Origin of the sequence: Streptomyces sp. SID13726 (assembly GCF_010548375.1) — a bacterium.
Taxonomy (GTDB): Bacteria; Actinomycetota; Actinomycetes; order Streptomycetales; family Streptomycetaceae; genus Streptomyces.
The window spans coordinates 42310-66343 of sequence record NZ_JAAGLY010000025.1; the positions used below are offsets into that span (position 1 = coordinate 42310).

Annotated in this window: 19 protein-coding genes; 8 read left to right on the forward strand and 11 right to left on the reverse strand. The window is 71.3% G+C overall.

The window, feature by feature from the left end; all coding sequences use genetic code 11:
• Positions 1-102 precede the first annotated feature (102 nt).
• Complete coding sequence (locus G3I78_RS39285; protein ID WP_164433844.1) at positions 103-3399, forward strand: tetratricopeptide repeat protein; 3297 nt, start codon at positions 103-105, stop codon at positions 3397-3399.
• Between the two features lie 9 nt (positions 3400-3408).
• Here G3I78_RS39285 and G3I78_RS39290 read toward each other — a convergent pair whose 3' ends face one another.
• Positions 3409-3885, reverse strand: coding sequence for a hypothetical protein (locus tag G3I78_RS39290; RefSeq protein WP_164433846.1), 477 nt, complete (start codon positions 3883-3885; stop codon positions 3409-3411).
• Between the two features lie 140 nt (positions 3886-4025).
• Between G3I78_RS39290 and G3I78_RS39295 the strand changes: the two genes are divergently transcribed.
• On the forward strand, positions 4026-5141 hold the full coding sequence (locus G3I78_RS39295) for an ADP-ribosylglycohydrolase family protein (RefSeq protein WP_164433848.1): 1116 nt from the start codon (positions 4026-4028) through the stop codon (positions 5139-5141).
• Positions 5142-5204: 63 nt separating this feature from the next.
• On the opposite strand, the gene G3I78_RS39300 is transcribed toward G3I78_RS39295, so the two are convergent.
• Together G3I78_RS39300 and G3I78_RS39305 are read right to left on the reverse strand one after the other, a co-directional pair.
• A complete protein-coding gene (locus G3I78_RS39300; RefSeq protein WP_164433850.1) occupies positions 5205-6785 on the reverse strand; it encodes a sodium:solute symporter family protein in 1581 nt (526 codons plus the stop codon).
• 126 nt (positions 6786-6911) lie between these two features.
• Entirely contained in the window at positions 6912-7700 is a 789-nt protein-coding gene (locus G3I78_RS39305; protein WP_164433852.1) for an SDR family oxidoreductase, read from the reverse strand.
• Between the two features lie 121 nt (positions 7701-7821).
• Between G3I78_RS39305 and G3I78_RS39310 the strand changes: the two genes are divergently transcribed.
• Complete coding sequence (locus tag G3I78_RS39310) at positions 7822-8685, forward strand: DUF1839 family protein (RefSeq protein WP_164433966.1); 864 nt, start codon at positions 7822-7824, stop codon at positions 8683-8685.
• Here G3I78_RS39310 and G3I78_RS39315 read toward each other — a convergent pair whose 3' ends face one another.
• Together G3I78_RS39315 and G3I78_RS39320 are read right to left on the reverse strand one after the other, a co-directional pair.
• Positions 8686-10530: an MFS transporter gene (locus G3I78_RS39315; protein WP_164433854.1), complete on the reverse strand. Its 1845-nt coding sequence runs from the start codon at positions 10528-10530 to the stop codon at positions 8686-8688.
• 152 nt (positions 10531-10682) lie between these two features.
• Entirely contained in the window at positions 10683-12815 is a 2133-nt protein-coding gene (locus G3I78_RS39320) for a D-alanyl-D-alanine carboxypeptidase (RefSeq protein ID WP_164433856.1), read from the reverse strand.
• A gap of 248 nt (positions 12816-13063) precedes the next feature.
• Between G3I78_RS39320 and G3I78_RS39325 the strand changes: the two genes are divergently transcribed.
• The 3 genes from G3I78_RS39325 to G3I78_RS39335 all read left to right on the forward strand — a co-directional run bounded on the left by G3I78_RS39325 (position 13064) and on the right by G3I78_RS39335 (position 15393).
• A complete protein-coding gene (locus G3I78_RS39325) occupies positions 13064-13819 on the forward strand; it encodes a GPP34 family phosphoprotein (protein WP_164433858.1) in 756 nt (251 codons plus the stop codon).
• Between the two features lie 313 nt (positions 13820-14132).
• On the forward strand, positions 14133-15002 hold the full coding sequence (locus G3I78_RS39330) for a helix-turn-helix transcriptional regulator (RefSeq protein ID WP_164433860.1): 870 nt from the start codon (positions 14133-14135) through the stop codon (positions 15000-15002).
• A gap of 199 nt (positions 15003-15201) precedes the next feature.
• Positions 15202-15393, forward strand: coding sequence for a DUF397 domain-containing protein (locus G3I78_RS39335; protein ID WP_164433862.1), 192 nt, complete (start codon positions 15202-15204; stop codon positions 15391-15393).
• Between the two features lie 477 nt (positions 15394-15870).
• Here the strand turns inward: G3I78_RS39335 and G3I78_RS39340 are convergent, their stop codons facing one another.
• Together G3I78_RS39340 and G3I78_RS39345 are read right to left on the reverse strand one after the other, a co-directional pair.
• Positions 15871-16365 carry a glutathione peroxidase gene (locus G3I78_RS39340; protein WP_164433865.1) on the reverse strand — a complete coding sequence of 165 codons (495 nt, stop codon included), beginning with the start codon at positions 16363-16365 and terminating at the stop codon, positions 15871-15873.
• A 19-nt stretch (positions 16366-16384) separates the two neighbouring features.
• Positions 16385-17386, reverse strand: coding sequence for a winged helix-turn-helix domain-containing protein (locus G3I78_RS39345; protein ID WP_164433867.1), 1002 nt, complete (start codon positions 17384-17386; stop codon positions 16385-16387).
• 74 nt (positions 17387-17460) lie between these two features.
• Between G3I78_RS39345 and G3I78_RS39350 the strand changes: the two genes are divergently transcribed.
• Entirely contained in the window at positions 17461-18684 is a 1224-nt protein-coding gene (locus G3I78_RS39350; protein WP_164433869.1) for an MFS transporter, read from the forward strand.
• 84 nt (positions 18685-18768) lie between these two features.
• On the opposite strand, the gene G3I78_RS39355 is transcribed toward G3I78_RS39350, so the two are convergent.
• The 4 genes from G3I78_RS39355 to G3I78_RS39370 all read right to left on the reverse strand — a co-directional run bounded on the left by G3I78_RS39355 (position 18769) and on the right by G3I78_RS39370 (position 22408).
• On the reverse strand, positions 18769-19866 hold the full coding sequence (locus tag G3I78_RS39355; RefSeq protein WP_164433871.1) for a DUF2235 domain-containing protein: 1098 nt from the start codon (positions 19864-19866) through the stop codon (positions 18769-18771).
• Positions 19867-19940: 74 nt separating this feature from the next.
• Positions 19941-20855, reverse strand: coding sequence for an N-acetylmuramoyl-L-alanine amidase (locus G3I78_RS39360; protein ID WP_164433873.1), 915 nt, complete (start codon positions 20853-20855; stop codon positions 19941-19943).
• 171 nt (positions 20856-21026) lie between these two features.
• The gene (locus tag G3I78_RS39365; RefSeq protein WP_164433875.1) at positions 21027-21701 is read right to left on the reverse strand and encodes a polysaccharide deacetylase family protein; all 675 of its coding nucleotides are present in this window, start codon (positions 21699-21701) and stop codon (positions 21027-21029) included.
• Positions 21701-22408, reverse strand: coding sequence for a glycoside hydrolase family 11 protein (locus tag G3I78_RS39370; RefSeq protein WP_164433884.1), 708 nt, complete (start codon positions 22406-22408; stop codon positions 21701-21703). The genes G3I78_RS39365 and G3I78_RS39370 overlap by 1 nt, the downstream gene beginning before the upstream one ends.
• Before the next feature lie 306 nt (positions 22409-22714).
• On the opposite strand from G3I78_RS39370, the gene G3I78_RS39375 reads away from it, so the two are divergent.
• Complete coding sequence (locus G3I78_RS39375) at positions 22715-23956, forward strand: glycosyltransferase (RefSeq protein WP_164433886.1); 1242 nt, start codon at positions 22715-22717, stop codon at positions 23954-23956.
• The last annotated feature ends 78 nt before the right edge of the window (positions 23957-24034 follow it).

Consider the following 24034-nt stretch of genomic DNA (forward strand, 5'->3'; position numbering starts at 1 on the left):
GGGGCCATCCTTCCCTGTGCGGGGCGGTGTGTTCCAGATCGACCGGGCCGGACTGGGCCAGAATGGTCGTGGACGGTCCGGGACGAGGGAGCGGGCGGACGCATGGCACAGGCGCAACCGTCGTTGCAGGAGCTCATCCGGCAGCGCACCAGGGCCGGATTCGTGGGCCGCGAGGCCGAACGCGCCGCGTTCCTGGGCAACTTCGACCTCCCGCCCGGTGACGCCCGGCACCGCTTCCGCTTCCATGTGCACGGCAGCGCGGGCGTCGGAAAGACCTTCCTGGTCCAGGAGTTGACCCACCTCGCCCGCGAACGCGGGGCGCTCACGGCGTACGTCGACGAGAGCGCCGCCGGGGTACCGGAGGCCCTGGAGATGATGTGCCGTCAGGTCGCCGAGCAGGGACGGCGGTTCAAGGATCTGGAGCGCCGGCTCGCCACCTACCGGGAGCGGCGGCACGAGGCGGAGGCCGCCGCGCTCGCCGCGCTTGCCCCGGACCCCGCACCGGAGACGCCCTCGGCGGGCAGCCGGGCCGCGGTGGAACTGGGCCTCGGCGTCCTGGAGGCCACCCTGCCCGGCGCCGGTCTCGTCACCCGCGCCCTGCCCGCGGACCGCCTCGCCCAGAGCGCCGACCGGCTGCGGGCCGGCCTCGGCGCCCGCTTCCGCAACCCCGAGGACGCCGACCTCGTACTCGCCCCGGAGCGGGCCCTCACCCCGGTCCTGCTCACCGAACTGCGCGCCGCCGCCACCGCCGTACCGTGGATCGTCCTGTTCCTCGACACGTACGAACGCACCGGCCCCTTCCTCGACCCCTGGCTCCACGACGTCCTCACCAGGCCCGAGGAGTACGGCGGTCTGCCCGCCGCCCTCGTCGTCGTCAGCGCCGGACAGCGCCCCCTGGACACCGCCCGCTGGGGCGGCCTGGACCAAGTGGCGGACGTACCGCTCGCGCCGTTCACCGAGACCGAGGCGCGCAGCCTGCTCGCCACCCGGGGCGTGGTGGCCGAGCCGGTCGTCGAGGAGGTGCTGCGCCTGACCGGGGGCCTGCCGGTCCTGGTGTCCACGCTCGCGGCCCGGCGGCCCGGCGCCCCCGACGAGGTGGCCGACCCGAGCGCGGGCGCGGTGGAGCGGTTCCTGAAGCCGGAGCCGGAGGTCCGCCGACGGGTCGCCACGGTCTGCGCGCTGCCCAGACGCCTCGACGCGGACGTGTTCCGGGTACTGGTCGCCCGGCCCGGCACCTCCTCCGAGGACGAACTGGACGCGCTGTACACGTGGTTGACCGCGCTGCCGTTCGTCGGCCGGCGCGCGGGACGGCTCCAGTACCACGAGGTCGTCCGCACCCAGATGCTGCGCCTGGAGCGGCGCCGGTCCCGGACGGAGTGGGCGGCCCGGCACCGGAGGCTCGCGGAGGCGTTCGCCGAGTGGCGCGAGGACGCCGGATTCGGGCGCGGGGAGAAGGAGTTGTGGGCGGACCGGGAGTGGCGGGAGCTGCGCCTGGAGGAGATGTACCACCTGCTGTGCGCCCGGCCGCCGGCCGCGCTCGCCGCCGCCCTGCGCGAACTCGTCGTGGCCTGCCGCACGGACGAGGTCGTCGGCCGCCGCTGGGCGCGGATGCTGGAGGAGACCGGCGAGGCGACCGACCACCCGGCCCTGCGCGAACTGGGCCGCGCGCTGGGCGAGGCGCTCGCCGACGAGGACACCGGGGTGCGCCGGGCGATGGACCTCCTCCTGGCCCGGCCCGGACTCGACCCCGGCGGCCGGGCGCAGGCGCACACGCTGCGCGCCAGGGAGCTGCGCAACCGCCAGGAGTACGGGCCGGCCGTCGAGGAGTACGACCGCGCGCTCGAACTCGATCCGCAGCAGCCCCTGGCCCACTACGGCCGGGGCGTCACCCACCAGTTGACGGGCGACTACCCGGCCGCCCTGGCCGACCTCGACCAGGCCGACCGACTCGCCCCCGGCACCGGGGAGATCATCGCCGAGCGTGCGGAGACCTACCGGCTCGCCGGGCGTCTGGAGGAGGCCGCCGCCGACTTCGGCCGCGCCTTCGCCCTCGACCCCACCGACGGGGTCGCCCTGACCGGGCGGGCGGTGTGCCGGCACGGACTCGGCCGGCTCGACGAGGCGCTCGCCGACTTCAACCGCGCGCTCGGCATCGACCCGGAGCACCGCTGGGCGCTGGTGCGCAGATCCCGGCTGCACCTGGCGCGCGGAGACCTGGACCGGGCCTTCGCCGACCTCGACCGGGCGGCCGAACTCGCCCCCGACTCGGCCTGGGTGGCCTCGGAGCGCGGGGACGCGTACCGGCGTGCCGGGCGCCACGAGGAGGCGGTGGCCGAACTGGGCCGAGCGGTCCGCCTGGAGCCGGGCCACGCGTCGGCGCTGGCGGGCCGGGGCCGGGCCCTGCACGAACTGGGCCGCCCCACCGAGGCGTTGACCGACTTCGACCGGGCGATCGAGCTGGCGCCCGACTACGCCTGGGCGTTGGTGATGCGCTCCCGGCTCCGCCGCCAACTCGACGACGGGGAAGGCGCCTTGGCGGACCTGCTCCGCGCGACCGAGGCGGAACCGGACGCGGCCTGGATCACGGCGGAACTGGCCCTGTCCCACCAGCTGGCCCACCGCTTCACGGAGGCGGAGACGGCGTACCGGTACGCCCTGTCACTGTTCCCGGACCACAAGATCTCATTGACGGGCCTGGGCACGCTCTGCCACCGCAACGGCTCCTACGAGGAGGCGCTCCACCACCTGGACCGTGCGGTGGCGGTCGACCCGGAGTTCGTGTCGGCCTACAGTTGCCGAGCCGACGTGCACCTGGCCATGGGCCGTACGGACCAGGCCCTGTCCGACCTGGACCGATGCGTGGAACTGGCTCCCGGTTCGACACGGGAACGCGCCGCGGCCGTAAGGCTGTTGCTGTGGTGCGGGCGACTGGCGGAGGCGGAGGCACGCGTGCTTCTGAGCGAGGACCCGGCCCTGGACGACGTACGGGCCACACTCCACCGCCACCAGGGCAACTGGCCCGAGGCCCACCGCACCGCCACCCGCCTCCACGAGAACGACCCGGCCACCGGCGCCTACCACCTGGCGATGACGACTCACCGATCCGAGGGCGCGACCGCGGCGTCCCCTCTGTGGCACACCTGGTCCCGCCTGCATCCGGAGACCCCCACCCTGACCCACACGATCCTGTCCTGCGCCCGGCCCGACGGACAGCAGGCAGAACAGGCCCTGCTCGCATTCCTCGCCCTGAACCCGGAATGGCACGAACTGGCCCAATTGACCCAGACCCTGGAGGAACTCCTGACCTCCCCGGACCGGGCCCCCCACCCCACCCTCACCAACTGCCTGGCATCGGCGACGGAGGCACGGGACGCGGTGCGGGCGCGGTTCGCGGAGTGAGCGACGAACTCACGGGCTGCCGGGCCTCGGAACCTCAGGATCCAGGCCCAGCCTGGCTCTGATGAGTCTGCGATTGACGGCAAGAAGCTTGACGCCGACCTCGCTGTCCCGCTCCACGGCTTCCTCCACCTCACCCAAACGCTGGTACACGAAGGCGAGTTGTCGCTCCAGGGGATCCGCGTTCCCGGCATCCGGTTCCGTTCCGTCGAGGAGGCTCGCCCAGACCTTGGGAAGCATGACGGGATCCCCGCCGCGCGGAGCGATCCCGACGTACCACTGAAGCTTCTCCCTCCCCACGATCACCTCGCAGGCCGCACCCTTGAACTCGATCAGAACATCGCCGAAGGGCCCGTCGAGTTCCTTGTCCACTTGCTCGAACCCGGCACTCACGAGCCAGTTCGAGAGCTTCTCCACCCACTCTTCCGCCACCTCGCACCCCTCCCGGCCGACGCCCAGCGTAGGAGCCGGATCGACGCGCTGGAGCATAGCGATTCCAGCGGATAACGGCGTATTCCTCACGAACCAGTGCGCACCGCGCATCCCCTCACGCCCCCTGAACCCCGACCCGCCCGTCGATTACAGTGCTGGTCGTCGTACATACGGACGGTTGCCACGGGGAGGTCTTGGTGGGTGCGACAGCCGGGGCCGTCTGGGGGCGGGCCGAGCAGCAGGACTTTCGGAGTCGGGTGCGGGGGACGCTCCTCGGGGTGGCCGTGGGGGACGCGCTCGGGGCGCCGGTCGACGGGCTCGGGCTGGACGAGATCCGGGAGGCGTACGGCGCGGAGGGGCTGGTCGATCTCGCGTTCGGGTACGGCAGGCGCGGTGCCGTCAGTCATCTCACGCAGCTCACGCTGTTCACCGTGGACGGGCTCATACGGGCCCAGGTGCGCCGGGACACCGGGGCCTGGCATCCGCCCACCGATCTGCACCGGGCCTATCTGCGCTGGGCCGCCACCCAGCGGGACTGGGGGCCCGACGAGCGGCGCAAGGACGACGGGTGGCTGGCGCGCGAGGAGTGGCTGTACGCCCGTCGCGACCCCACCCGCTCCCTGCTCATCGGGTTCGGCGACGAGACCATGGGCACGCTGGAGTCACCCAAGAACCCCGCCGAGCTGGGGCCCGAGGCCACCGCCCGGTCCGCGCCCTTCGGGCTGCTCGTCGGATGGGAGCCGCAGCTCGTCGTACAGCTGGCGGTGGAGTGCGCCGCGCAGACCCACGGGCACCCGATCGCCCATCTGTCGGCGGGCGCGTACGCGGTGATCGTGCATGCGCTGGCCCTCGGCGAGAGCCTGGACGGGGCGGTGCAGCGGGCGCTCGCGCTGATCGCCGCGCGGCCCGGGCACGAACCCGTGACGGACGCGCTCCAGCACGCGCTGGGTGCCGTACGGCAGGGGATGCCCACCCCGGCGCGGGTCGAGGAACTCGCCGCCGACGGCTCGGCGGACGGGCTGCTGTCCGCCGCCGTGTACTGCGCCCTGGTCGGGGAGGACGTACGGCACGGTCTGTGCCTCGCCGTGAACCACGACGGCCCCTCCGCCGCCGCCGGCGCCCTCACCGGCGGCCTCCTCGGCGCCCTGCACGGCGAGACGGCCCTCCCCCCGGCCTGGCTGGCCGAGCTGGAGGGCCGCCCCACCCTGCTGGAACTGGCCGACGACTTCGCGATGGAGATGACCCAGGGCCCCGCGCTGCACGGCCCGGCCGGGGCGTCGGCGGGGTGGCTGGCTCGGTACCCGAGGGCGTAGGACGGCCACACCCTTGTTACCCGAGGGCGTAGGCCGACCACACCGGCGGACCCGGACCCGGGGTCAGTCCTTCACCCGCGCCCCGATCACGTCGTCCACCCCCTCCGCCGGCACCGGCACCGCCGCCGCGGCCGTGTCGTCGCCGTCGCCGTCCGTGTTGATCTTCTCGATGATCGCGAGGCGTTCCGGGGTGTCCTCGGGCTTGATGAAGCCGACGAGGATGTAGAGGACCAGGGAGACGGCGAGCGGGATCGAGACCTGGTACTGGAGGGGGACGCCGCCCTCGACGTTCCAGCTGATCGGGTAGTTGACCAGCCAGAAGGCGAGCAGGCCCATCGACCAGCTGGTGAGCGCGGCGGTCGGGCCGGAGCGGCGGAACGGGCGGAGCAGGCCGAGCATCATCGGGATCGCCATCGGGCCCATCAGACCGGCGACCCAGCGGATGACCACCGTGATGATGTCCTTGAACGTGGGGGAGTTGACCTGGGTGGCCGCCGCCATCGACAGGCCGAGGAAGACGACCGTCGTGATGCGGGCTACCCGCAGGCCCTGCCCCTGGCTCCAGCTGCGCGCCCTGCGCCACAGCACCGGCGCGCAGTCACGGGTGAAGACGGCCGCGATGGCGTTGGCGTCGGAGGAGCACATGGCCATGGTGTGCGAGAAGAAGCCGACGATGACCAGGCCCAACAGGCCGTGCGGCAGCAGCTGTTCGGTCATCAGGCCGTAGGAGTCGGAGCCGTCCGGCTTCTGCGACTCGACCAGCAGCGGTGACATCCACATCGGGAAGAACAGCACGACCGGCCAGACCAGCCACAGGATCGCCGACAGCCGCGCCGAGCGCTCGGCCTGGTGCGCGTTGGCCGTGGCCATGTAGCGCTGGGCCTGGTTGAGCATGCCGCCGTTGTACTCGAAGAGCTTGATGAAGAGGAACGCCAGCAGGAAGACCGTGCCGTACGGCCCCACCAGCGGCTCCCCGTGGCCCTGGAGCTCCGGCTCGTCCCAGGCGCCGAAGAAGCCGATGCCCTTGTCGTTGAGTTTCAGTACGACGGCCACGAACATCGCGATGCCCGCGAGGAGTTGGATGACGAACTGTCCCAACTCGGTGAGCGCGTCGGCCCACAGGCCGCCGATCGTGCAGTAGATCGCCGTGATGCCGCCGGTGATGAGGATGCCCTGGTTGAGCGAGATGCCGGTGAAGACGGACAACAGGGTGGCGATCGCGGCCCACTTGGCGCCCACGTCCACGATCTTCAGCAGCATGCCGGACCAGGCCAGCGCCTGCTGGGTCTTCAGGTCGTAGCGGTTCTTCAGGTACTCCAGCGGGGAAGCCACATGGAGGCGGGAGCGCAGCCGGTTGATGCGCGGCGCGAACAGCTTGGAGCCGATCGCGATGCCGAGGGCGATGGGGAAGGACCAGGTGACGAAGGACGTGACGCCGTAGGTGTAGGCGATGCCCGCGTACCCGGTGAACATCACCGCGCTGTAGCCCGACATGTGGTGCGAGATGCCCGACAGCCACCAGGGCATCTTGCCGCCGGCGGTGAAGAAGTCGCTGACGTCGTCCACCCGTTTGTGGGACCAGACGCCGATCGCCACCATCACGCCGAAATAGCCGATGAGCACGGCCCAGTCGAGACCGTTCATATGCGCCCTCCCAGGGATCAGCCCGGCGCTCATCGTGGGCGCCACTGCGTGGACACGACAAGCTGGCGTCGGGTCAAAGGGAGGTAAAGATATTCGTGATGATGGCCTGCGTTCACCTACATGAACTCACCGCATGAGCTCCCCGGCGTTGACCAGCAACGACTGTCCGGTGATGGCCCGGGCCCGGTCCGAGGCCAGGAACGCCGTCGCGTCCGCCACGTCCCCGTCGGTCGCGAGGTCGGGCAGCGCCATCCGCCCCGTGAGCCGCTCCAGCACCTCCGCCTCCGGCACCCCCTCCGTCTGCGCGGTGAACTGTACGTAGGCCCGCACCGGCGGCCCCCACATCCAGCCCGGCAGCACGGTGTTGACCCGGATCCGGTACGGCCCGAGCTCCCGCGCCAGCGAGTACATCGCGCTGGTCAGCGCCCCCTTGGAGGCGGCGTACGCGGCCTGCCGGACCTGTGAGGGGGCGGCGACGGCCGACTGCGTCCCGACGAACACCACCGACCCGCCGCCCGCCGCCTTCAGCCCCGCGAGACAGGCCCGCGTCATCCGCAGCGACCCCAGCAGGTTCACGTCGATGACCGACTGCCAGGTCGTGAAGTCCGCGTCCTCCAGACCGCCGAAGTAGCTGTCCCAGGCGGCCACATGGACCACCGCGTCCAGCCGGCCGAACCGCTCCGCCGCCAACTCCGCGAGCGCCGCGCACTGTTGCTCGTCGGTGATGTCGGTCGCCCGGTACGCGGTGTGCGCCCCGTCCGGATCGATCTCGGCGGCACTCTTCACGAGGTTCGCCTCGGTCCGCGCGCCCAGCACGGCGTTCCCGCCGTCCCGCACGACGGCCGCGGCGACCTGGTGACCGAGCCCGGCGCCGACTCCGGACACGACGACGGTCTTCCCGGAGAGAAGTGACATACCCGCGACCTCCCTGATTCCTGCCTGGTTCCCGACCCTGGCGCATTATCTGACGGGGCGTCAGAGTATGGGCGAGCGCTGGAGGAGGGAAGGTCCCATGTCAGAAGAGACCCGCAGCGAGATGCACAGCGAGACCCGCAGCCAGACCCACAGTGAGCCACGCAACGACACCCACAGCGAGACATACGCCGAACTGGCCGCCACCGGACCCTACGGAGTCCACCCCGGCCACGCGCTGATCACCATGGTCGAACCGCACCCGGGCCACGAGTACGCCTACAACCGCTGGTACGAGGACGACCACTACTACGCCGGCGCGATGGCCATGCCCTGGATGTACGCGGGCCGCCGCTGGGTCGCCACCCGGGACCTCCAACTCCTGCGCGTGCCCGAGAAGTCGGCGGTCGCCCAGCCGGTCACGGCCGGTTGCTACCTCTCCACCTACTGGGTCACCGAGGGCCGCTACGACGACCACATGAAGTGGACCGTCGCCATCAACAAACGCCTCAACCGGGACGCCCGCGTCTACCGCGACCGCACCCACGTCTTCACGGCCTTCCAGGACCACGAGTCCACGGTCTACCGCGACGGCGCGGCGGGCCCCAGGGACTTCCACGCCCTGGACCACCCGTACGCGGGCCTGGTGCTGGAGGTCCTCGACGCCGAATCCCCGGAGAAACGGCCCGAGTTGCTGGAGTGGCTGCTCGCCCGCCACCTCCCGAAGCGCCTGGCGGGCTCACCGGCGGCCATGGTGACCGTGTTCCGCCCGACCCCCCTCCCCGGCGACCGCATGACGTACGTGAAGCAGGTGGAGGGAGTCGACACCCGCCTGACCCTGCTGTGGTTCCTGGAGGCGGACCCGAGGGAGTGCTGGGACCCGTACTTCACGGACCTTCAGGAGCCGGGAGCGGGCCGGCGCGAGCTGCTGGCACCGTTCGTCCCGACGATTCCGGGCACCGACACCTACGTGGACCGGCTGAGGTGACTACTTCAGCTCGTCCGGACAGGGCGTCCCGCGCGGCAGCGTGTACGGCGCCGCCAGCCGGTACGTCCCCGCCTCCGGCGCGATCAGCATCGTCCACTTGTCGCCGTCCGCGTCCTCGGGCGTCTCCATCAGGCACCCGTTGACGTTGTCGAAGGTCTTCGGCTCCCCGTCGGACCGGTTCTTCGACGCGTCCGTCTCCTGCGGAGCCTTCAGCTTCTTGCCGTCCGCGTCGACGATCGACAGCCACGGCGAGTACGGGATGCGGATGAGGATCCGCCCGGCCTTCTTGACCCGCATGGTCATCTCGCCCTGCGCCGCCCGGTCGACCACCGTGTTCGGCGAGGCCAGCGGCGCCGGGTCGGTGACCTGGAACAGCTGCCAGTTCGCGTCGCCCCAGATCTGCTTCAGATACGGCATCCCGCGCTGGACGAGTTCCCGCTCCCGCTCGCCCCCGTCCCCGTCCGGCTCGTCCTTGGGCACGACCACGAAGTGCACGGCCCAGCGCTGGAGCCACTCGTGGTAGTTCGCGGAGTTCAGGGTGTCGTCGTAGAAGAGCGGATTGCGCTCCATGTCGGCCTGCCGGTTCCAGCCCCGGGCGAGGTTGACGTACGGCGCCAGCGCGGACGCCTCGCGGTGGGAGGCGGCCGGTACGACCTCGACGCGGCCCTTCTCGGCGCCGACCTCCTGGAGTTCGTTGACGAGGGGGGCCAGCTCGCGCGCCCAGGACGCGGTGGGCGTCGTATGGACGACGTCGTCGACCGACTTGAAGCCGATCCAGGTGTTGAAGCCGACGAAGACGACGACGAGGACGTACCACTTGCGGGTGCGCGGCACCGTGAACGGCAGCGCGGCCGCCAGGGCCACCCCCGCGAACAGCATCGGCAGCCGCGAGATGTTGGAGCCGATCTGGGAGCTCACCAGCCAGACCAGCACCACCGAGAGGCTGTACACCCCGGCCGTGATCCGGACCGTCTTCCACTCGTGCGGGACGAGGAAGAAGACGAGGAGGCCGTACGCCAGCGGCAACAGCACCGAGGAGATCTTCATCGGCTGGGTGCCGGCGAACGGGAAGAGCCACGCGGACAGCGCGACGACGGCCGAGGGAGCGAGGCCCAGCGCCCAGGCGCCCGGACGGCGTTTCTGGAGGAACAGCGCGACCGCGACCAGGCCCACGAACAGGCCGGCGACCGGGGACGCCATGGTCGCCAGGGCGGCCAGGGGAGCCGCGCAGGCGGCCTTCGCCCAGCGTTTGTAGCGCCAGCGGTGCGGCCAGCAGAAGACGACGGCGACCGCGCCGAGCGCGAACATCGTGCCGAGGCCGAAGGTGACCCGGCCCGAGGCCGCGTTGCACAGGAAGGCGTACACCCCCGCGAGCGAGGCCCACAGCGGGTTCCTCACCGAGCGGCTGCGGATCAGGATCAGCGTCAGCAGCCCGGCCGAGACGGTCCCGGCCAGCATCATCGTCGTACGGACGCCGAGGACCGACATCAGATACGGCGAGACGACGCTGTACGACACCGGGTGCATACCGCCGTACCAGGCCAGGTTGTACGCGGAGTCCGGGTGCCGGCCGACGAACTCGGCCCACGCGTCCTGCGCCGCGAGGTCCCCGCCGCTGTTCGCGAACGTGAAGAACCAGGCGATGTGGAGCAGTCCGGAGAGGACGGTGAGGGAGAGCACGGGATGCCGCAGCAGGCGCTCGCGCAGGGCGTGGAACGCGGCCCGGGACCTACCGCGCGGGCCCCCGTCGCCGGGTGTCTCGGACTGCGCGGGCACGCGTATTCGCGGGCCGGTACCCGGGCCCGGGTCGGTGTCGTCGGCGCGTGTCGGCTCCGCAGTGGCCACCTGAAGGCACTCCCCGTGGTGTCCCGTCTTCATTTCTCGGCCGCGTCCCAGCGGCGACCTGCCCCGTTCGCGACGCTAGCACGCGGCCCGCCGGCCGGAACCCGGGCGGGGTCCGGCCGACGGGCCGCGACAGCGGTTCGTCCCGCCGGGGATCAGCCGATGCGGGTCAGCTTGTCGCTGAAGCCCGGCTCGGCCAGATCCTTCTGGAGGGTGACCGGGACCTCGACCGCGCCGCCCTTGGAGTCACCGACGGTGAGCGTGCCGACCTTGGTGCCGGCCTTCGCGGTGTGCGGTACGTCGTCCGCGGCGAAGGACAGCTTCACCTTCAGGCCGGGCCAGCCGACGGCGCTGACGTCCTTGGTCAGCACGACCGGGGTGTGCCCGCCGAGCCCGTCGTCGACGTACCCGACGACGTCCCCCTTCTTGAGGATCTTCGCGGACGTCAGGACGCCCTGCGCCGCCCGGATCAGCTGGTCGCCCCCGGCCAGCGCACCGCCGAGGATCGTGTTGTCCGAGCCGCCCGCGGGCTGGCGCACCACGGCGCCGATGATCCGGACGGTCTCACCGTCGACGTCCTTCTTCGCGGCGAAGACGAGGTTGCCGAGGGCCGAGGTGGTGGTGCCGGTCTTGATGCCGACGACGTCGTTGTGGCCGACCAGGCGGTTCCAGTTCCGCCACTTGGTGCCCTTGTAGTCGAAGTACTCCATCATGGCGGCGACCTCGCGGAAGGCGGGCTGCTCCATCGCCTGCTTGGCCAGCTTCACCTGGTCCACGGCCGTGCTCACCGTGGTGTCGTTCAGGCCCGAGGGGTCCGTGTACGTGGTGTTGGTCATGCCGAGTTGCTTGGCGGTGGCGTTCATCTTCGCCACGAACGCCTTCTCGGACCCCGCGTCCCAGCGGGCGAGCAGTCGCGCCACGTTGTTCGCGGACGCGATCAGGATGTCCTCCAGAGCCTCGCGCTGGGAGATGCTGTCGCCCGCGGTCACGAGGACCGTGGACTCCTGGCCGGCCTTCGACTGGCTCTGGGCGAGCTGGTCGATCTTGATCTTCGGGCCCTCGGCGCCGCTCTTGAGCGGGTGGTCGCGCAGGATGATGTACGCGGTCATGACCTTCGCGACACTGGCGATCGGCAGGGGCTTCTCGGCACCGGACGAGCCGAAGGTGCCCACACCCTGCACGTCCAGCGCCGCCTGTCCGTCGGCGGGCCACGGGATGTCGACCTTGCCGCCTTCGAAGGTGTACGTCTGCTCGGCGGTGAGCTTCAGGGTGGGCGTGGGCAGCGGGCGCAGGGACTGCGCGATCGCGAACGCGACCACCAGGAGCAGGACGAGCGGCGTCCAGATCTTGAGCCTGCGGGTGAGGGTGCGCAGGGGGCTGGGCGGGGGCGGGGGTGTGTTGGTCAGCTCGGCCAGGAGGTCGAGCGGGGGCTTGGGCGGGAGGGGCTGCTGAGTGGTCCGCTCCGGGCCGACCTGGGGGACGGCCGCGGTGACGTCCGACTTCGGCCGCGTCTCCCGGGGTTCGTCGAGCGGCTTCAGCGCGACGAACTTGCTGGTGCGCTCGGCTTCGGCCTCCGGCTTCTTCTCGGGGGCCGCCTTCGCTGTCTCCGGCGCCTTTGCCGTTTCCGCCGCCTTGCCGAGTTTCAGCATGGTGGTGGGCTGGTCGACGGAGCGGGTGGGGCGGGGGGCCTTGAAGACGGCGGTGGGTTGGTCCACCTGGGGCTTGTCGTCTTCGGGGGCCTTGTCGTCCTCGGAGGCGGTGTCTTCGGGGGTCTTCTCGTCGTCCTTGTCCGACTCTTCAGGTTCGTCCTCTTCCGGGACTTCCTCCGATACGGCTGTCTCGGCGTCCTCGGCCTCGGTCTCGGAGTCGGCCTCCGTCTCCTCGGCCTCCTCCTTGTCGTCGCCCTTGGACACCCAGGCCGCCACTGCCTCCCTGAGGCGGTCGTCGGAGGGCTCAGGGCTCTCCTCCGGGGCTGAATCCTCCGGCTCGGCGTCCTCGACGTCCTCGGTGTCCCCGGTGCCGGAATCGGCCGTGTGGGCCTCTGCGGGGCTCTCGTCGGACTCCTCCGGGTCCTTGGACTCCTCCGGCTCCTCCGACTTCTCGGGCTCCTCCGCGTCCTTCGACAGCTCCCGTACCGAGAAGATCCTCGTCGCCGTGTCCACTCCGCCCTGCGAGAGGGACTCCCGTGCCACCGCCAAGCGGGGATCGGGAACCGTACTCGCGCTCCCCGACGTCGGTTCTGCCGACGACTCGCGCTGTTTCGACCTGTCGGGGGACTCGCCCGCCACCGATGCCTCCTCATGTGCCGCACGTGATCGGTATCGTCATCGTGCGTCCGCCGAACCGTTGAATCGCCGCCCGGGCAACCGCCACACCACGCTGTCCGAACCATGTACCAGTGTCCTGTGTGTGGGCCTGCCCACGGCGGTAGACGAGAACGACATACCTACCGGTTCCACTACAAACAGGTCACGCACCCTCGACAGACCGATGTGAGAGGGGTCACCCTGTCGTACATCCACGCGGGGAGGCATGGATGGGCAGGAGCCGCAGAACACTTCCGGAGGAGCTTCTGCTGCTGGCGCTGGACCCGGCCACGGGTACCACCGCACAGCCGCAGTCGCTCGACCTCGGTCTGGCCGGAGCACAGCTAGTGGAGCTGGCGCTGGCCGGACGGATAGCCCCAGACGGGGATCGTATCGCCGTGGTAGCCCCACGGCCGACTGGAGATCCGACTTTGGACTGCGCGTTGGAGTTGCTGCGAAGGCGTGGCGCTCCCGTGCGGGCAGTGAACTGGATCGGCGGGCCACGCCTTGGGCTCCGCCAGACCTACCTCTCGCATCTGGAGCGGTGCGGCATGGTGCATGCCGTGGCGGGACAGATGTGCGGAGTGCTGCCGACGACCCGCTACCAGGCGACGGACAACGAGATCAGCCGGGAGATCAGGTCCCGACTGGACTCGGCGATCCGCACCGGCGTACCGCCGGACCCGCGGACCGCGGCGCTCGCCGCCCTGGCACACGCGGTCGGCCTCGGCAAGCACCTGTATCCGGGCAACGAGGGCCGTTCCTCGCGCTCCCGGCTGCGGGACCTCATCAGGCACGACCCGATGGGCGGACTCGTCGCGCACGCCGTGATGGACGTCCAGAACGGCGTGGGGGCACAGCCACGCCGTAGCCCGGCACCCGCCGGCCGTCCGGCCGCCCCGGGAGCCAGGCCCGCGCCGGAACCCGCTCGTGGTGTTCCGATGCAGCCGCGCCGAGGACCGATGGCGCGCGCCGTGGCCCACTGAGCCGCAGTTCCACGGCACGCACCACAACAGCACACCGCACCACGCACCACTCAGCGCCGTACCGTCGCCCCAAGACCGGTTCGGGAGCCGCTGGTCCGCGCGGGGCGACGGAACCGTATGTCCGGACGACGACGGGTTCCGCCGCCCCGCGCGGCCGCATTTTCGGGCCCGGTCGGCCCGAGAAGCCTTCAACTGATGCGTACGCAGCGCATATACACCGTTTCCCAGCGGTAATAAGCACCTTGGTGGCAGTCTGCTCAACAGCAGATACGCAAAGTCAAGAACGAGGCACGCAGCCGGAGGTGCACGTCCCGTGGCGTCCAATGTCAATCCCACCGTCAGGCGGCGCCGGCTGGGCCAGGAGCTGCGCAGGCTCCGTGAGCTCAAGGGCATGACGGCCGAAGAGGTGGCGGAACGGCTGCTGGTGTCGCAGTCGAAGATCAGCCGGCTGGAGAACGGCCGGCGCAGCATCAGCCAGCGCGACGTCCGCGACCTGTGCGGGGTGTACGAGGTCGAGGACCAGCGCATCGTCGACTCCCTGATGCAGATGGCCAAGGACTCGCGCCAGCAGGGCTGGTGGCACGCGTTCGGGGACATCCCGTACAGCGTCTACATCGGTCTGGAGACCGACGCCGAGTCGCTCAGGGTGTACGAACCCCAGATCATCACCGGCCTGTTGCAGACCCGGCCGTACGCCGAGGCCATCGTGCGCGGCGGTGCGCCCGAGGCGACGGAGACGGAGAACGACAAGCGGGTCGAGGTCCGGCTGCGCCGGCAGAGCAGGGTCGCCGCCGAACGGGACCCGCTGCGGCTGTGGGTGGTCCTGGACGAGGCCTGTCTGCGCCGGGTCGTCGGCGGGCGGCAGATCATGCGCGAGCAGCTGGAGTACCTCGTCGAGATGTCCCAGCAGCCCCATATCACCGTGCAGGTGCTGCCGTTCGACGTCGGCGCCCACCCCGGGCTCAGCGGCCAGTACTCCATCCTGGAGTTCTCCGACGCGGCCGACTCCAGCGTCGTGTACATCGAGGGCGTCACCAGCGACCTGTACCTGGAGAAGGCGCACGACGTGCAGAAGTACACCGTGATGTACGAGCACTTGAGGGCCCAGGCGCTCAACGTCGACCAGTCGCGTCAGCTGATCGAGGACCTCGCCAAGGAGTACGCCCGGGAGTACGCCTCCTGAGCCTCCTGAGACCCTTCCGGACAGGGCGGGCCGGATAGTACACCCCGGCCACGCCCGCCTGGAAGACTCCCCTGGAATATGCCACCAGAAGAGTGAATGACTGCTCCGAAAGATGAAGTCGGCGAGTAGCGTCGATCACGCCAACGATCAGTAAAGGTTGGCGCAATCCGAACACTGCACACCTGGCTACGGAGCGAAAATGGCAATTCGTCTGGGCAACCTGGACACATGGACGACCTCCACCTACACCAACGCCAACGGGGCGTGCCTGATGGTGCGGTCGACCACCGAGGAATCACTCGAACTCGGCGACACCAAGATCCCCGAGGGCCCCAAGGTGGCCTTCCCCGCCGAGGCGTGGAGTGCCTTCGTGGCCTCGGTCAAGGTGTGAGGGGCGGATCGGTCTGATCCCCGTCCCGTTCACCGACAACTGCACAACACAACTGCTAACGACAACAGCACAAGCACGACCAGAGCCCTCTCGACCAGCCCGCCGTCCTTGCCGAGGGGGCTCGGCGTTTGCCTTGCGGCGCTTGGAGCTTGGGGTTGTGCGTCGGGTGCGGGCCGGTTGGGGCCGTGGAGAGAGGGCCGACCGCAGTGGTTCGGGTGCGGGCCGGTGGGGGCTTGTCGCGCAGTTCCCCGCGCCCCTAAAAGCGGTGGGTACGGCTCGACATGCGTTCACCGCACCCAGTCAGGGGCGCGGGGAACTGCGCGACCAGCCACGACGCACCCGCACCCGACACACGACCTCACTTCACCGGTGAGCAGTTCCTTCTCGTCCACCCCGGCATCCTCCGTCACCGGACGGCTCTTTCCGCCCGGCGACGGAGACGCTCCGCCCTGCCCCAGGGGCAAGGTCAAGCGGGGCTCAGGCGAGCGCGCTCTCGACCGCTGTGACGACGGCGTCCGACTCCGGTTCGGTCTGCGGGGAGAACCGGGCCACGACCGTGCCGTCGCGGCCGATCAGGAACTTCTCGAAGTTCCAGCGGATGTCGCCGGTGTGGCCCTCGCCGTCGGCGAAGTCCACCAGGCGCTCGTACAGCGCGTGCCGGTCCTCGCCGTTCACCTCGACCTTCTCGGTCAGCGGGAAGGTGACGCCGTACGTCGCCGAGCAGAACTCCGCGATCTCCTCGGCGCTGCCGGGCTCCTGCCCGAGGAACTGGTTGCAGGGCACGCCGAGGACGGTGAAGCCCCGCTCCGCGTACCGCTCCTGGAGCTTCTCCAGGCCGTTGTACTGCGGGGTGAGCCCGCACTTGGAAGCCACGTTGACGATGAGGACGGCCTTGCCCGCGTACTGGGAGAGGTCCGCGGAGCCGCCCGTGAGGGCACCGATCTCGACGTTCAGAGGAGAGGAAGTAGTCATAAGCGGATGCTAACTCCGCTTAGTGGATCTCCGGCTCCGGCTCCCGTTCACCGGCGCCCGCCCCCGAGGCCGCCACCAGCGCCTCCCCGGCCGCCGTCCGCGCGTACAGCACCGACCGCCCGGCCCGCCGCCGCTCCACGAGCCCCGCGTCCAGCAGCACCCGCAGATGGCGCCCCACCGACCCGAGCCCCTGCCCGGTCACGGCGACCAGCTGGCTGGTGCTCAGCGGCGAGCCGAGCAGCACGAGCACCCTGGCCCGCGCCGCGCCGAGCAGCGCGCCCAGGCTCGCGGGCACGCTCCGGGCGCCCGGGTCGGCGAGGGCGCCGGCACAGCCGTAGACGACGGCGTACCGCCGGGGCTCCTCCCAGGTCGCCCAGCCGCGCCCCGGGGTGACCGGGACGAAGACGAGTTCGGCGCCGCGGATGTCGCGGGGCGGGCGCTCGTGCCGGTTCACCTGGAGCCGGTTGTCGCCGAGCCAGCGGGTCTGCCCCGGCAGCAGGGAGTCGATGACCGCCGCCCAGCCGCCCCGGCTGACCTGCGCGGTCCTCGCGACCACGTCCGCCTCCAGGATGCGCCGCCGACGGTCCCAGTACGGCCGTACGGTCGCCGTCCAGACGTAGGCGAGGAGCGCCGCCGCCCGCTCCGGGAGGTCGTCGCACTCCAGGGCGGCGGGCAGCGGGCCGCGCAGGGAGACCCGGACGTTCGCGCGGGCCTCGGCCGGGTCGGTCGCCCGGATGCGGGCCAGGGTGTCCTCCAGCGGGGTCCCGTCGCGCGGCAGGGGCGCCAGGAAGTCGGCGATCCACGACGTGCCCATCCCGGACCGCACGAGCAGCGCGGTCACCGGATCGGCCGCGAGACGCGCGCGGTAGCCGGGCAGATGGAGGCGGAGCCAGGCCTCCTCGCCGGGGTGCGCGGCGACACCGGTGTGCAGCAGCCGCAGGGTCGCGAAGGTCTCGGTGAAGGGGCACACCAGGAAACGGCTGCGGGCGAGGGTGTCGGCGTTCACCTGCCACCAGCCCATCAGCACCCCCCGGAGGTTTCGCGGACGCGCGAAACAGTAACCCTCCCGCGCCGACCGCTCGGAGACTCCCCCGCATGCGCAGCTACCGAACCCTGTTCCGCACCCCGGAGTTCACCCCGTTCCTGCTCTCCTTCGCCGCCTCCGCCGCGGCCGAGACGATCGGCGGACTGGCCCTCGCCACGCTGGTCTACCGGGCCACCGGCTCGCCCCTGCTCACGGCGCTGAGCATGTTCGGACCCCAACTGGCCCAGCTCCTGGGCGGCATGTTCCTGCTCTCCGGCGCCGACCGGCTGCCCCCGCGCGCGATCCTCACCGTCATCTCCCTCGCCTTCGCGGCGGGCACAGCGGTTCTGGCGCTGCCCGGACTGCCGGTGTGGGCGGTGTTCGCCGTACTGCTGCTGAAGGGTCTCGTGGCATCCCTGGGCGGGGGAGTGCGCGGGGGGCTGATGAACGACATCCTCACCAAGGACGGCTATGTGCTGGGCCGTTCGGTCTACAACATGCTCTGGGGCCTGATGCAGATGGCCGGCTTCGCGACCGGCGGTGTGCTGCTGACCGTCCTGACCCCGCGCACCTGTCTGCTCCTCGCGGCGGCCCTGTTCGTGACGGCCGCGGTCGTCAACCACCTGGGCCTCACGCCCCGTTCGCCGCGCGCCGCGGGCCGCCCGTCCCTCGCCGCGACCTGGCGCACCAACGCCCTCCTGTGGTCCTCCCGCTCCCGCCGCCTGACGTACCTGGGCCTGTGGGTCCCCAACGGCCTTGTCGTGGGCGGCGATTCGCTCTACGTCTCCTACGCCCCCGCGGCCGCCGGCACCATGTACGCGTGCGGGGCGCTCGGCATGTTCGCCGGTGACCTGGCGGTGGGCCGCCTGGTGCCGCCCGCGCTGCGCCCCCGCCTCGCGACCCCGCTGCGTCTGCTGCTGGCCGCGCCCTATCTGTTCTTCGTCCTACGGCCCTCCGCGGTGCTGTCGGCCACCGCCGCCGCCGTGGCCTCCGTGGGCTTCGCCGCGAGCCTGGTCCTCCAGGAACGCCTGATGTCCCTGACCCCCGACGACCTCACGGGCCAGGCCCTCGGCCTGCACGCCACGGGCATGGTCGCCTTCCAGGGCATCGGCGCGCTCGTGGCCGGCACCCTGGCCCAACTGACCGCCCCCGCAACGGCGATGACCCTGATGGCGGCCGGGTCGATCACGGTGACGCTGGTGCTGTCGGTGCTGGGGCGGCGTGAGAAGCGGGGCGCGGGGGAGGGCACGGCTGCGGGGGTGGCCGGGGTCGCGGAGGGCGAGGGCGCGGGGTGAGGCGGCACTGGCCGTACTCACCTCCTGCGACCCTCGCCGGGCGGTGACGCTGGTGCTGTCGGTGCTGGGGCGGCCCGCGCAGCTCTACGCCGCCTGCCCCAACTCCGGGGACGGGCCCGGGATCCGTTCGATGTGGACGTCCTCCGGTTTGCTCAGGTACTTCGCCAGTTGGGGTGGGTCGTAGGGCGGCGGGGTGGTGGTGAAGCGGAGTTCGGTGGTGTCGGCCAGGAGTTCGTGGCCGTCCAGGGGGCCGTCGGGCTTGAGGCGGGCCTGGCCGATGGGGCGGTGCAGGGGGCGGGTGAGGCGGTAGAGGCCGGTGCGGGAGTCGTGGAGGCCGCCCAGCGGGGTGAACGGGCCCGCGCCCAGGGCCGCGTCGTCGAACTCCAGGCCGTACCGGGTGGCGTTGGCCACCATCCACCGCAGGGACAGGTCGGACTGGGAGGTGTCCCGGTGACCGCCCCCGACGTCGACGTGCGACCCGCTGAACCAGACCTGCTTCAGCTCCTGGCCGACCGCGTCGGACTGCTGGTGCCACAGCGTCGGCTCGAACGCCCTGCGCTCCTCGTCCACCGCCAGCGCGTGGAACGCCCCGTCGACCCAGCTGCTCAACTCGGTGTCGTGGAAGGCCCAGAAGTGGTTGACGAAGGACGCCAGCGGCCGCAGCACACGCGGGCCCGGCACCGGGATGCCGAGCGCGCCGACCGTGTCCCAGACACCGACGAAGCGGATCCTCGTCGTATGGGAGTAGTCCGCGCGGAACTCCTCGGACACCCGGTCGCCCGGCTTCTTGCCCCGGTCCCGGTACAGGGCCCACGCCTCGTCGAGCCGGTTCTCGTGCTCCAGCCGCAGGACGCCGGAGTTGCGCACGAGCCCGGCCAGGCTGCGCGCGGTGAAGGCGCCCCGGCTGAAGCCGAACAGATACAGCTCGTCACCGGGCTCGAAGTTCTCCACGAGGAAGCGGTACGCGTCCCGCACCTTCTCCGACAGGCCCCAGCCGAACGCCCCGCCCCGCAGCCGCTCGGACGCCTTGGTGCCGACCCCGTCCAGGCAGCGCACCCGCTGTTCCGTCCCCGTCGTGGTCACCGGGACCACGGCTCGCGCGACCTTGGCCGCGTTGGTCCGGTACCGCTGGGTCGACACGTTCCACGTTCCGTCGCAGCAGACCACCAGATGTTTGGCCATGGCATCCCACCTCCAGGGAAGTCCCCCGACCCCTGTGGGCAAGAGCCCGCAACCACCCGGCAGATACACCCCGCTCAGGCCACGACGGTGAACAGCCCCGTCGCGTCGCCGAGTTTGGCGAGGGACACCTTGCCCGGGACGCCGTTCGCGTCGGCGCCGGTGTAGCCCAGGTGGTGCTGCCACCTGGCGTACGCGGCGACCGTCGTGGTCCCGAAGGAGCCGTCCCCGGCGTGGTTCTCGGAGAGGTAGCCGAGGTCGACCAGGGCGGCCTCGGTGAGATTGGTGCCGGTCAGATAGGTGATGTGGCCCTGCCCGGCGCCGGGGTCGGTCCGCGCGGCCTGCACCAGACGGGACAGGTCGACCCGGGGCCGGGTCGCCGGACGGGTCGGGTGCGCGGACTCCGCGTCGGCCAGCCGCCGCTTCACGTCGGCCCGGAAGTCGTCCATGTCGAAGCTCGGGTCGATCTTCCCGGGCTGCACCTCCTTGTGCCCGGCGACCGACCGCTCGCTCCAGCCGTGCGCCCGGCAGATCGCCGCCGCCCACAGCACGGCCTGCCGGTACTGCGCGTCCGGGTAGGGGTCCCCGCCCTTGCCCCGGTTCTCGATCTCCAGGCCGTACAGACAGTCGTTGCCGTCGGCCTTCGCCACGTCGTCGTGCGGGAGCGGCCGTTCGTCGCGCAGCGCGTGCAGGACGTCGATGTCGGCGTAACCTGCGTGGTTCGTACGGCCGTTGCCGATCATCCACAGCCCCGCGGTCTTGCCGAGCCAGGAGTGGCACAGCGGCCCGGGGAGGTCGGGCCGGCCCTTGAAGCAGAGCTCCTTGTCGCCGTGCCCGCCGGTGTGGTGGATCAGTACGCCGACGACGGGACCGAAGGACTTCCCGGTCGCCGCTTCACGGTTGTGGGTCTTCCAGCCGGCGTGCTCGTGCACGGTGAGGCCCTCGGCCTTCAGTGCGGCGAGCATCTTCGCGGCGGACAAGGGGGTGGCCATGGCTGCGGTTCCCTCCGGGGGTGGTGCGGCGGAGCACGCCAAGTAGGCGTCAGAACTGGGGAGTTGACGTGCATGAACAGTGGGCGGGGCCGGATCGCCCCACCTGCCGCTCATGATTGCGACAACTCCGCGCCCCGCGGAGGGAATCGCGGCATTCACCCCCAAAAGGAGTCAGCCCGGCGCCACCGCGCGCCCGGACTGGGGCGAGATCATGCCGGAGCACAGGCCCTTGGCGGCCAGGGTCTGGGCGATGCGCGGGATCGCCGCGCGGGTGTTGGCGGGCCAGTCGTGCATGAGGATGACCTGCCCGTTGGTGAGCCGCCCGACGGCCGCGACGATCGCGTCGGTGCTCGCGTTGTTCCAGTCCTGCGAGTCGACCTGCCACAGGACCTCGGTCAGCCCGTACTTCGCCTCCACGGCCTTCACCGTCGCGTTGGTCTCGCCGTACGGCGGCCGGAACAGCCTCGGAGTGCCGCCCCCGGCGTTCGTGATCGCCTGCTGGGTGCGGGAGATCTCCGAGTCGATCGTGGCCTGGCTCTGCTGGGTCAGATGCGGATGCGTGTAGCTGTGGTTGCCGACCCACATCCCGGCGCTGACCTGGGCCCTGACGAGGGCCGGGTTGGCGGCGGCGTACTGGCCCTGGTTGAACATGGTGGCCCTGAGGCCGTACTGCTTCAGGGAGTTGAGCAGGGCGGTGGTGCCGCTGCCCGGGCCGTCGTCGAAGGTGAGGCCGACGTATCCGGAGCAGGCGGCGGGCAGTGCGGCGGCGCTGGTGGGGACGGTGAGGGTGCCGACGGCGGTCAGCGCGGCGGCGGCCAGTGACGGAACGTACGTCCGGGCCCTCATCAGGCCACCGTGATGTTCGAGCTGCCGCTGCTCTGGTAACCCTCGGTCGCGAGGATCATGTAGTACTTGAAGCTGCCCATCGGCATCCCGGCCCTGGCCCACGCGTCGAAGTGGTTGCCGGTGGTGATGGAGCCGCCGGTCCGCTTGGACTGCCGCACGCTCCAGTACTGGTCGAAGGTCTTGGTGCCCTCCACGGACGGGGCGTTGTAGCGGGTGGTCCGGTAGATGTCGTAGGTCCCGCCGTCGCTGCTCACGGTGCCCTTGTACGTGCCGGTGGGCCGGTAGGTGCCCCAGTTGTCGACGACGTAGTACTCGACGAGCGGGTTCGAGGTCCAGCCGTAGAGGGCCAGGTAGGCGTTGCCGGACGGGCTGAAGCTGCCTGAGTAGTTCACGGTCCTGCGGGAGCCGTTGCTCCAGCCCTTGCCGGCCACGAAGTTGCCGGTGTTGCGCCACGAAGTGCTGTAGTTGCCGCCGGAGTTGAGGGTCATGGAGACCGTGCCCTGAGCGTCCGTCCAGAACGAGTAGTAGTACCCGTTGTTGGTCCCGGTCTGGTTGGTCGTGATGACCGTGGCCGCCTCGGCGGTGCCGCCCGGCAGGGCCACGGCGGCTCCGGTCGCCAGCAGCAGTGTGCAGACGCTGCGGCGCGTGGGGTGTGCGGGGGGTGTGGGGTGTGCCGGGTGTGTGGGGTGTGCGGGTGTGTGAGTCATGCCCACAGTTTTGGCCTGCCCCTGTCAAGCGTCAACACTTTCGACACATGATTCGAAAGGTTCGGACCGCTGTGAGCTGGCACTATCTGATCAAGTGGCGAAGAGGCCGTCCGGGATGATCGATCTCCTTCTTCGAATGTTTCGAAGACCTTCCGGATGTCCCCGGGCAAAAGAAAAGGCAGGGAGGGAACCACCTCCTTGCCACTATCAACCTATAGCGCACCCGGGGGCTTGCGGCAAGGCCCCCGTCCTGTCGCACACTTACCCGCCTGGGCCGGAGACTGCCGAAAACGGGGGATTCGATAGATGCGGGTTGTTCTGTCCACGTACGGGTCGCGCGGGGACGTCGAACCGATGGCGGGAGTGGCGGTGGCACTGCGGGCGCTGGGCGCCGAGGCGCGGGTGTGCGCGCCACCGGACGAGGAGTTCGCCGAGCGGCTGGCCGGGCTCGGCGTCGAGCTGGTGCCGGTCGGGCCGTCGGTCCGCGCGCAGATGGCCGGGGGACCGCCCTCGGCGTCGGGCCTGGCCGAGCGCGCTGCCGCGCTGGCCGCCGCGCAGTTCGAGGCGGTCGCCGCGGCGGCCGAGGACGCCGACGCGGTGGTGGCGACCGGCCTGTTCCCGGCCGCGGCCGGCGCGAGCTCGGCGGCCGAGAAACTGGGGCTGCCCTACGCCTTCGCGGCCTTCTTCCCCTCCCTGCTGCCCTCGCCCCACTTCCCGCCGTTCGCCCGCCCGGGCCAGAACCTGCCGGCGGGCGAGACCGACAACCGGGTGCTGAACGACCTGGACGCCCGCTTCCTGAACGAGGTCTTCGGCACCGGCCTCAACGCCCACCGCGCGCGCGTCGGCATGCCCCCGGTGACCGACGTCCGCGACCACGTCGTCACCGGCCGGCCCTGGCTGGCGGCGGACCCGGTGCTGGGTCCGTGGCCGGAGCCGGCCGACCTCGACGTCGTACAGACCGGGGCGTGGCTCCTGCCCGACGAACGCCCGCTCCCGGCCGGCCTGGAGGAGTTCCTGGCGGCCGGGGAGCCACCGGTGTACGTCGGTTTCGGCAGCATGCCGCTGCACGGCTCGGGTGACGCGTCACAGGTCGCCGTCGACGCGGTCCGCGCCCAGGGCCGCCGGGTCCTCGTCGCGCGGGGCTGGGCCGGACTGGCCCCGGCCGACGGGGCCGACGACTGCTTCGTGGTCGGCGAGGCCAACCACCGGGCGCTGTTCCGCCGGGTCGCCGCCGTCGTCCACCACGGGGGCGCGGGCACCACCACCATGGCCGCCCTCGCCGGGGCGCCCCAGGTGATCGTCCCCCAGATGGTGGACCAGCCGTACTGGGCCCGGCGGGTCGCCGAACTGGGCATCGGCGCGGCGCACGACGGCCCGGTGCCGACACGCGCGTCCCTGTCGGCCGCGCTCGCGACGGCGCTGGCCGACCGGACCCGGGTGCGGGCCGCCGAGGTGGCCGCCATGATCCGTACGGACGGGGCCGAGGTGGCGGCCGGGCTGCTCCTCGACCTGGTCGCCGAGCGGGAGGCGCCGCTCGGGTCCGGGTGATCCCGCTGGGCCGGGCGGGGCGGGGCCGAGGGGCGCCGTCCGGACATCCCGCCCCCCACGGTCGTAGAAGAAGTGGTC

Bases quoted from the DNA above. Each gene is read 5' to 3' on its own strand.
- G3I78_RS39300 (WP_164433850.1), bottom strand. From the start codon at position 6,785: ATGAACGGTCTCGACTGGGCCGTGCTCATCGGCTATTTCGGCGTGATG.
- G3I78_RS39345 (WP_164433867.1), bottom strand. From the start codon at position 17,386: ATGGGCTGGTGGCAGGTGAACGCCGACACCCTCGCCCGCAGCCGTTTC.
- G3I78_RS39325 (WP_164433858.1), top strand. From the start codon at position 13,064: ATGGGCAGGAGCCGCAGAACACTTCCGGAGGAGCTTCTGCTGCTGGCG.
- G3I78_RS39355 (WP_164433871.1), bottom strand. From the start codon at position 19,866: ATGGCCAAACATCTGGTGGTCTGCTGCGACGGAACGTGGAACGTGTCG.
- G3I78_RS39375 (WP_164433886.1), top strand. From the start codon at position 22,715: ATGCGGGTTGTTCTGTCCACGTACGGGTCGCGCGGGGACGTCGAACCG.
- G3I78_RS39340 (WP_164433865.1), bottom strand. From the start codon at position 16,365: ATGACTACTTCCTCTCCTCTGAACGTCGAGATCGGTGCCCTCACGGGC.
- G3I78_RS39335 (WP_164433862.1), top strand. From the start codon at position 15,202: ATGGCAATTCGTCTGGGCAACCTGGACACATGGACGACCTCCACCTAC.
- G3I78_RS39305 (WP_164433852.1), bottom strand. From the start codon at position 7,700: ATGTCACTTCTCTCCGGGAAGACCGTCGTCGTGTCCGGAGTCGGCGCC.
- G3I78_RS39285 (WP_164433844.1), top strand. From the start codon at position 103: ATGGCACAGGCGCAACCGTCGTTGCAGGAGCTCATCCGGCAGCGCACC.
- G3I78_RS39290 (WP_164433846.1), bottom strand. From the start codon at position 3,885: ATGCTCCAGCGCGTCGATCCGGCTCCTACGCTGGGCGTCGGCCGGGAG.
- G3I78_RS39370 (WP_164433884.1), bottom strand. From the start codon at position 22,408: ATGACTCACACACCCGCACACCCCACACACCCGGCACACCCCACACCC.
- G3I78_RS39365 (WP_164433875.1), bottom strand. From the start codon at position 21,701: ATGAGGGCCCGGACGTACGTTCCGTCACTGGCCGCCGCCGCGCTGACC.
- G3I78_RS39310 (WP_164433966.1), top strand. From the start codon at position 7,822: ATGCACAGCGAGACCCGCAGCCAGACCCACAGTGAGCCACGCAACGAC.
- G3I78_RS39350 (WP_164433869.1), top strand. From the start codon at position 17,461: ATGCGCAGCTACCGAACCCTGTTCCGCACCCCGGAGTTCACCCCGTTC.
- G3I78_RS39360 (WP_164433873.1), bottom strand. From the start codon at position 20,855: ATGGCCACCCCCTTGTCCGCCGCGAAGATGCTCGCCGCACTGAAGGCC.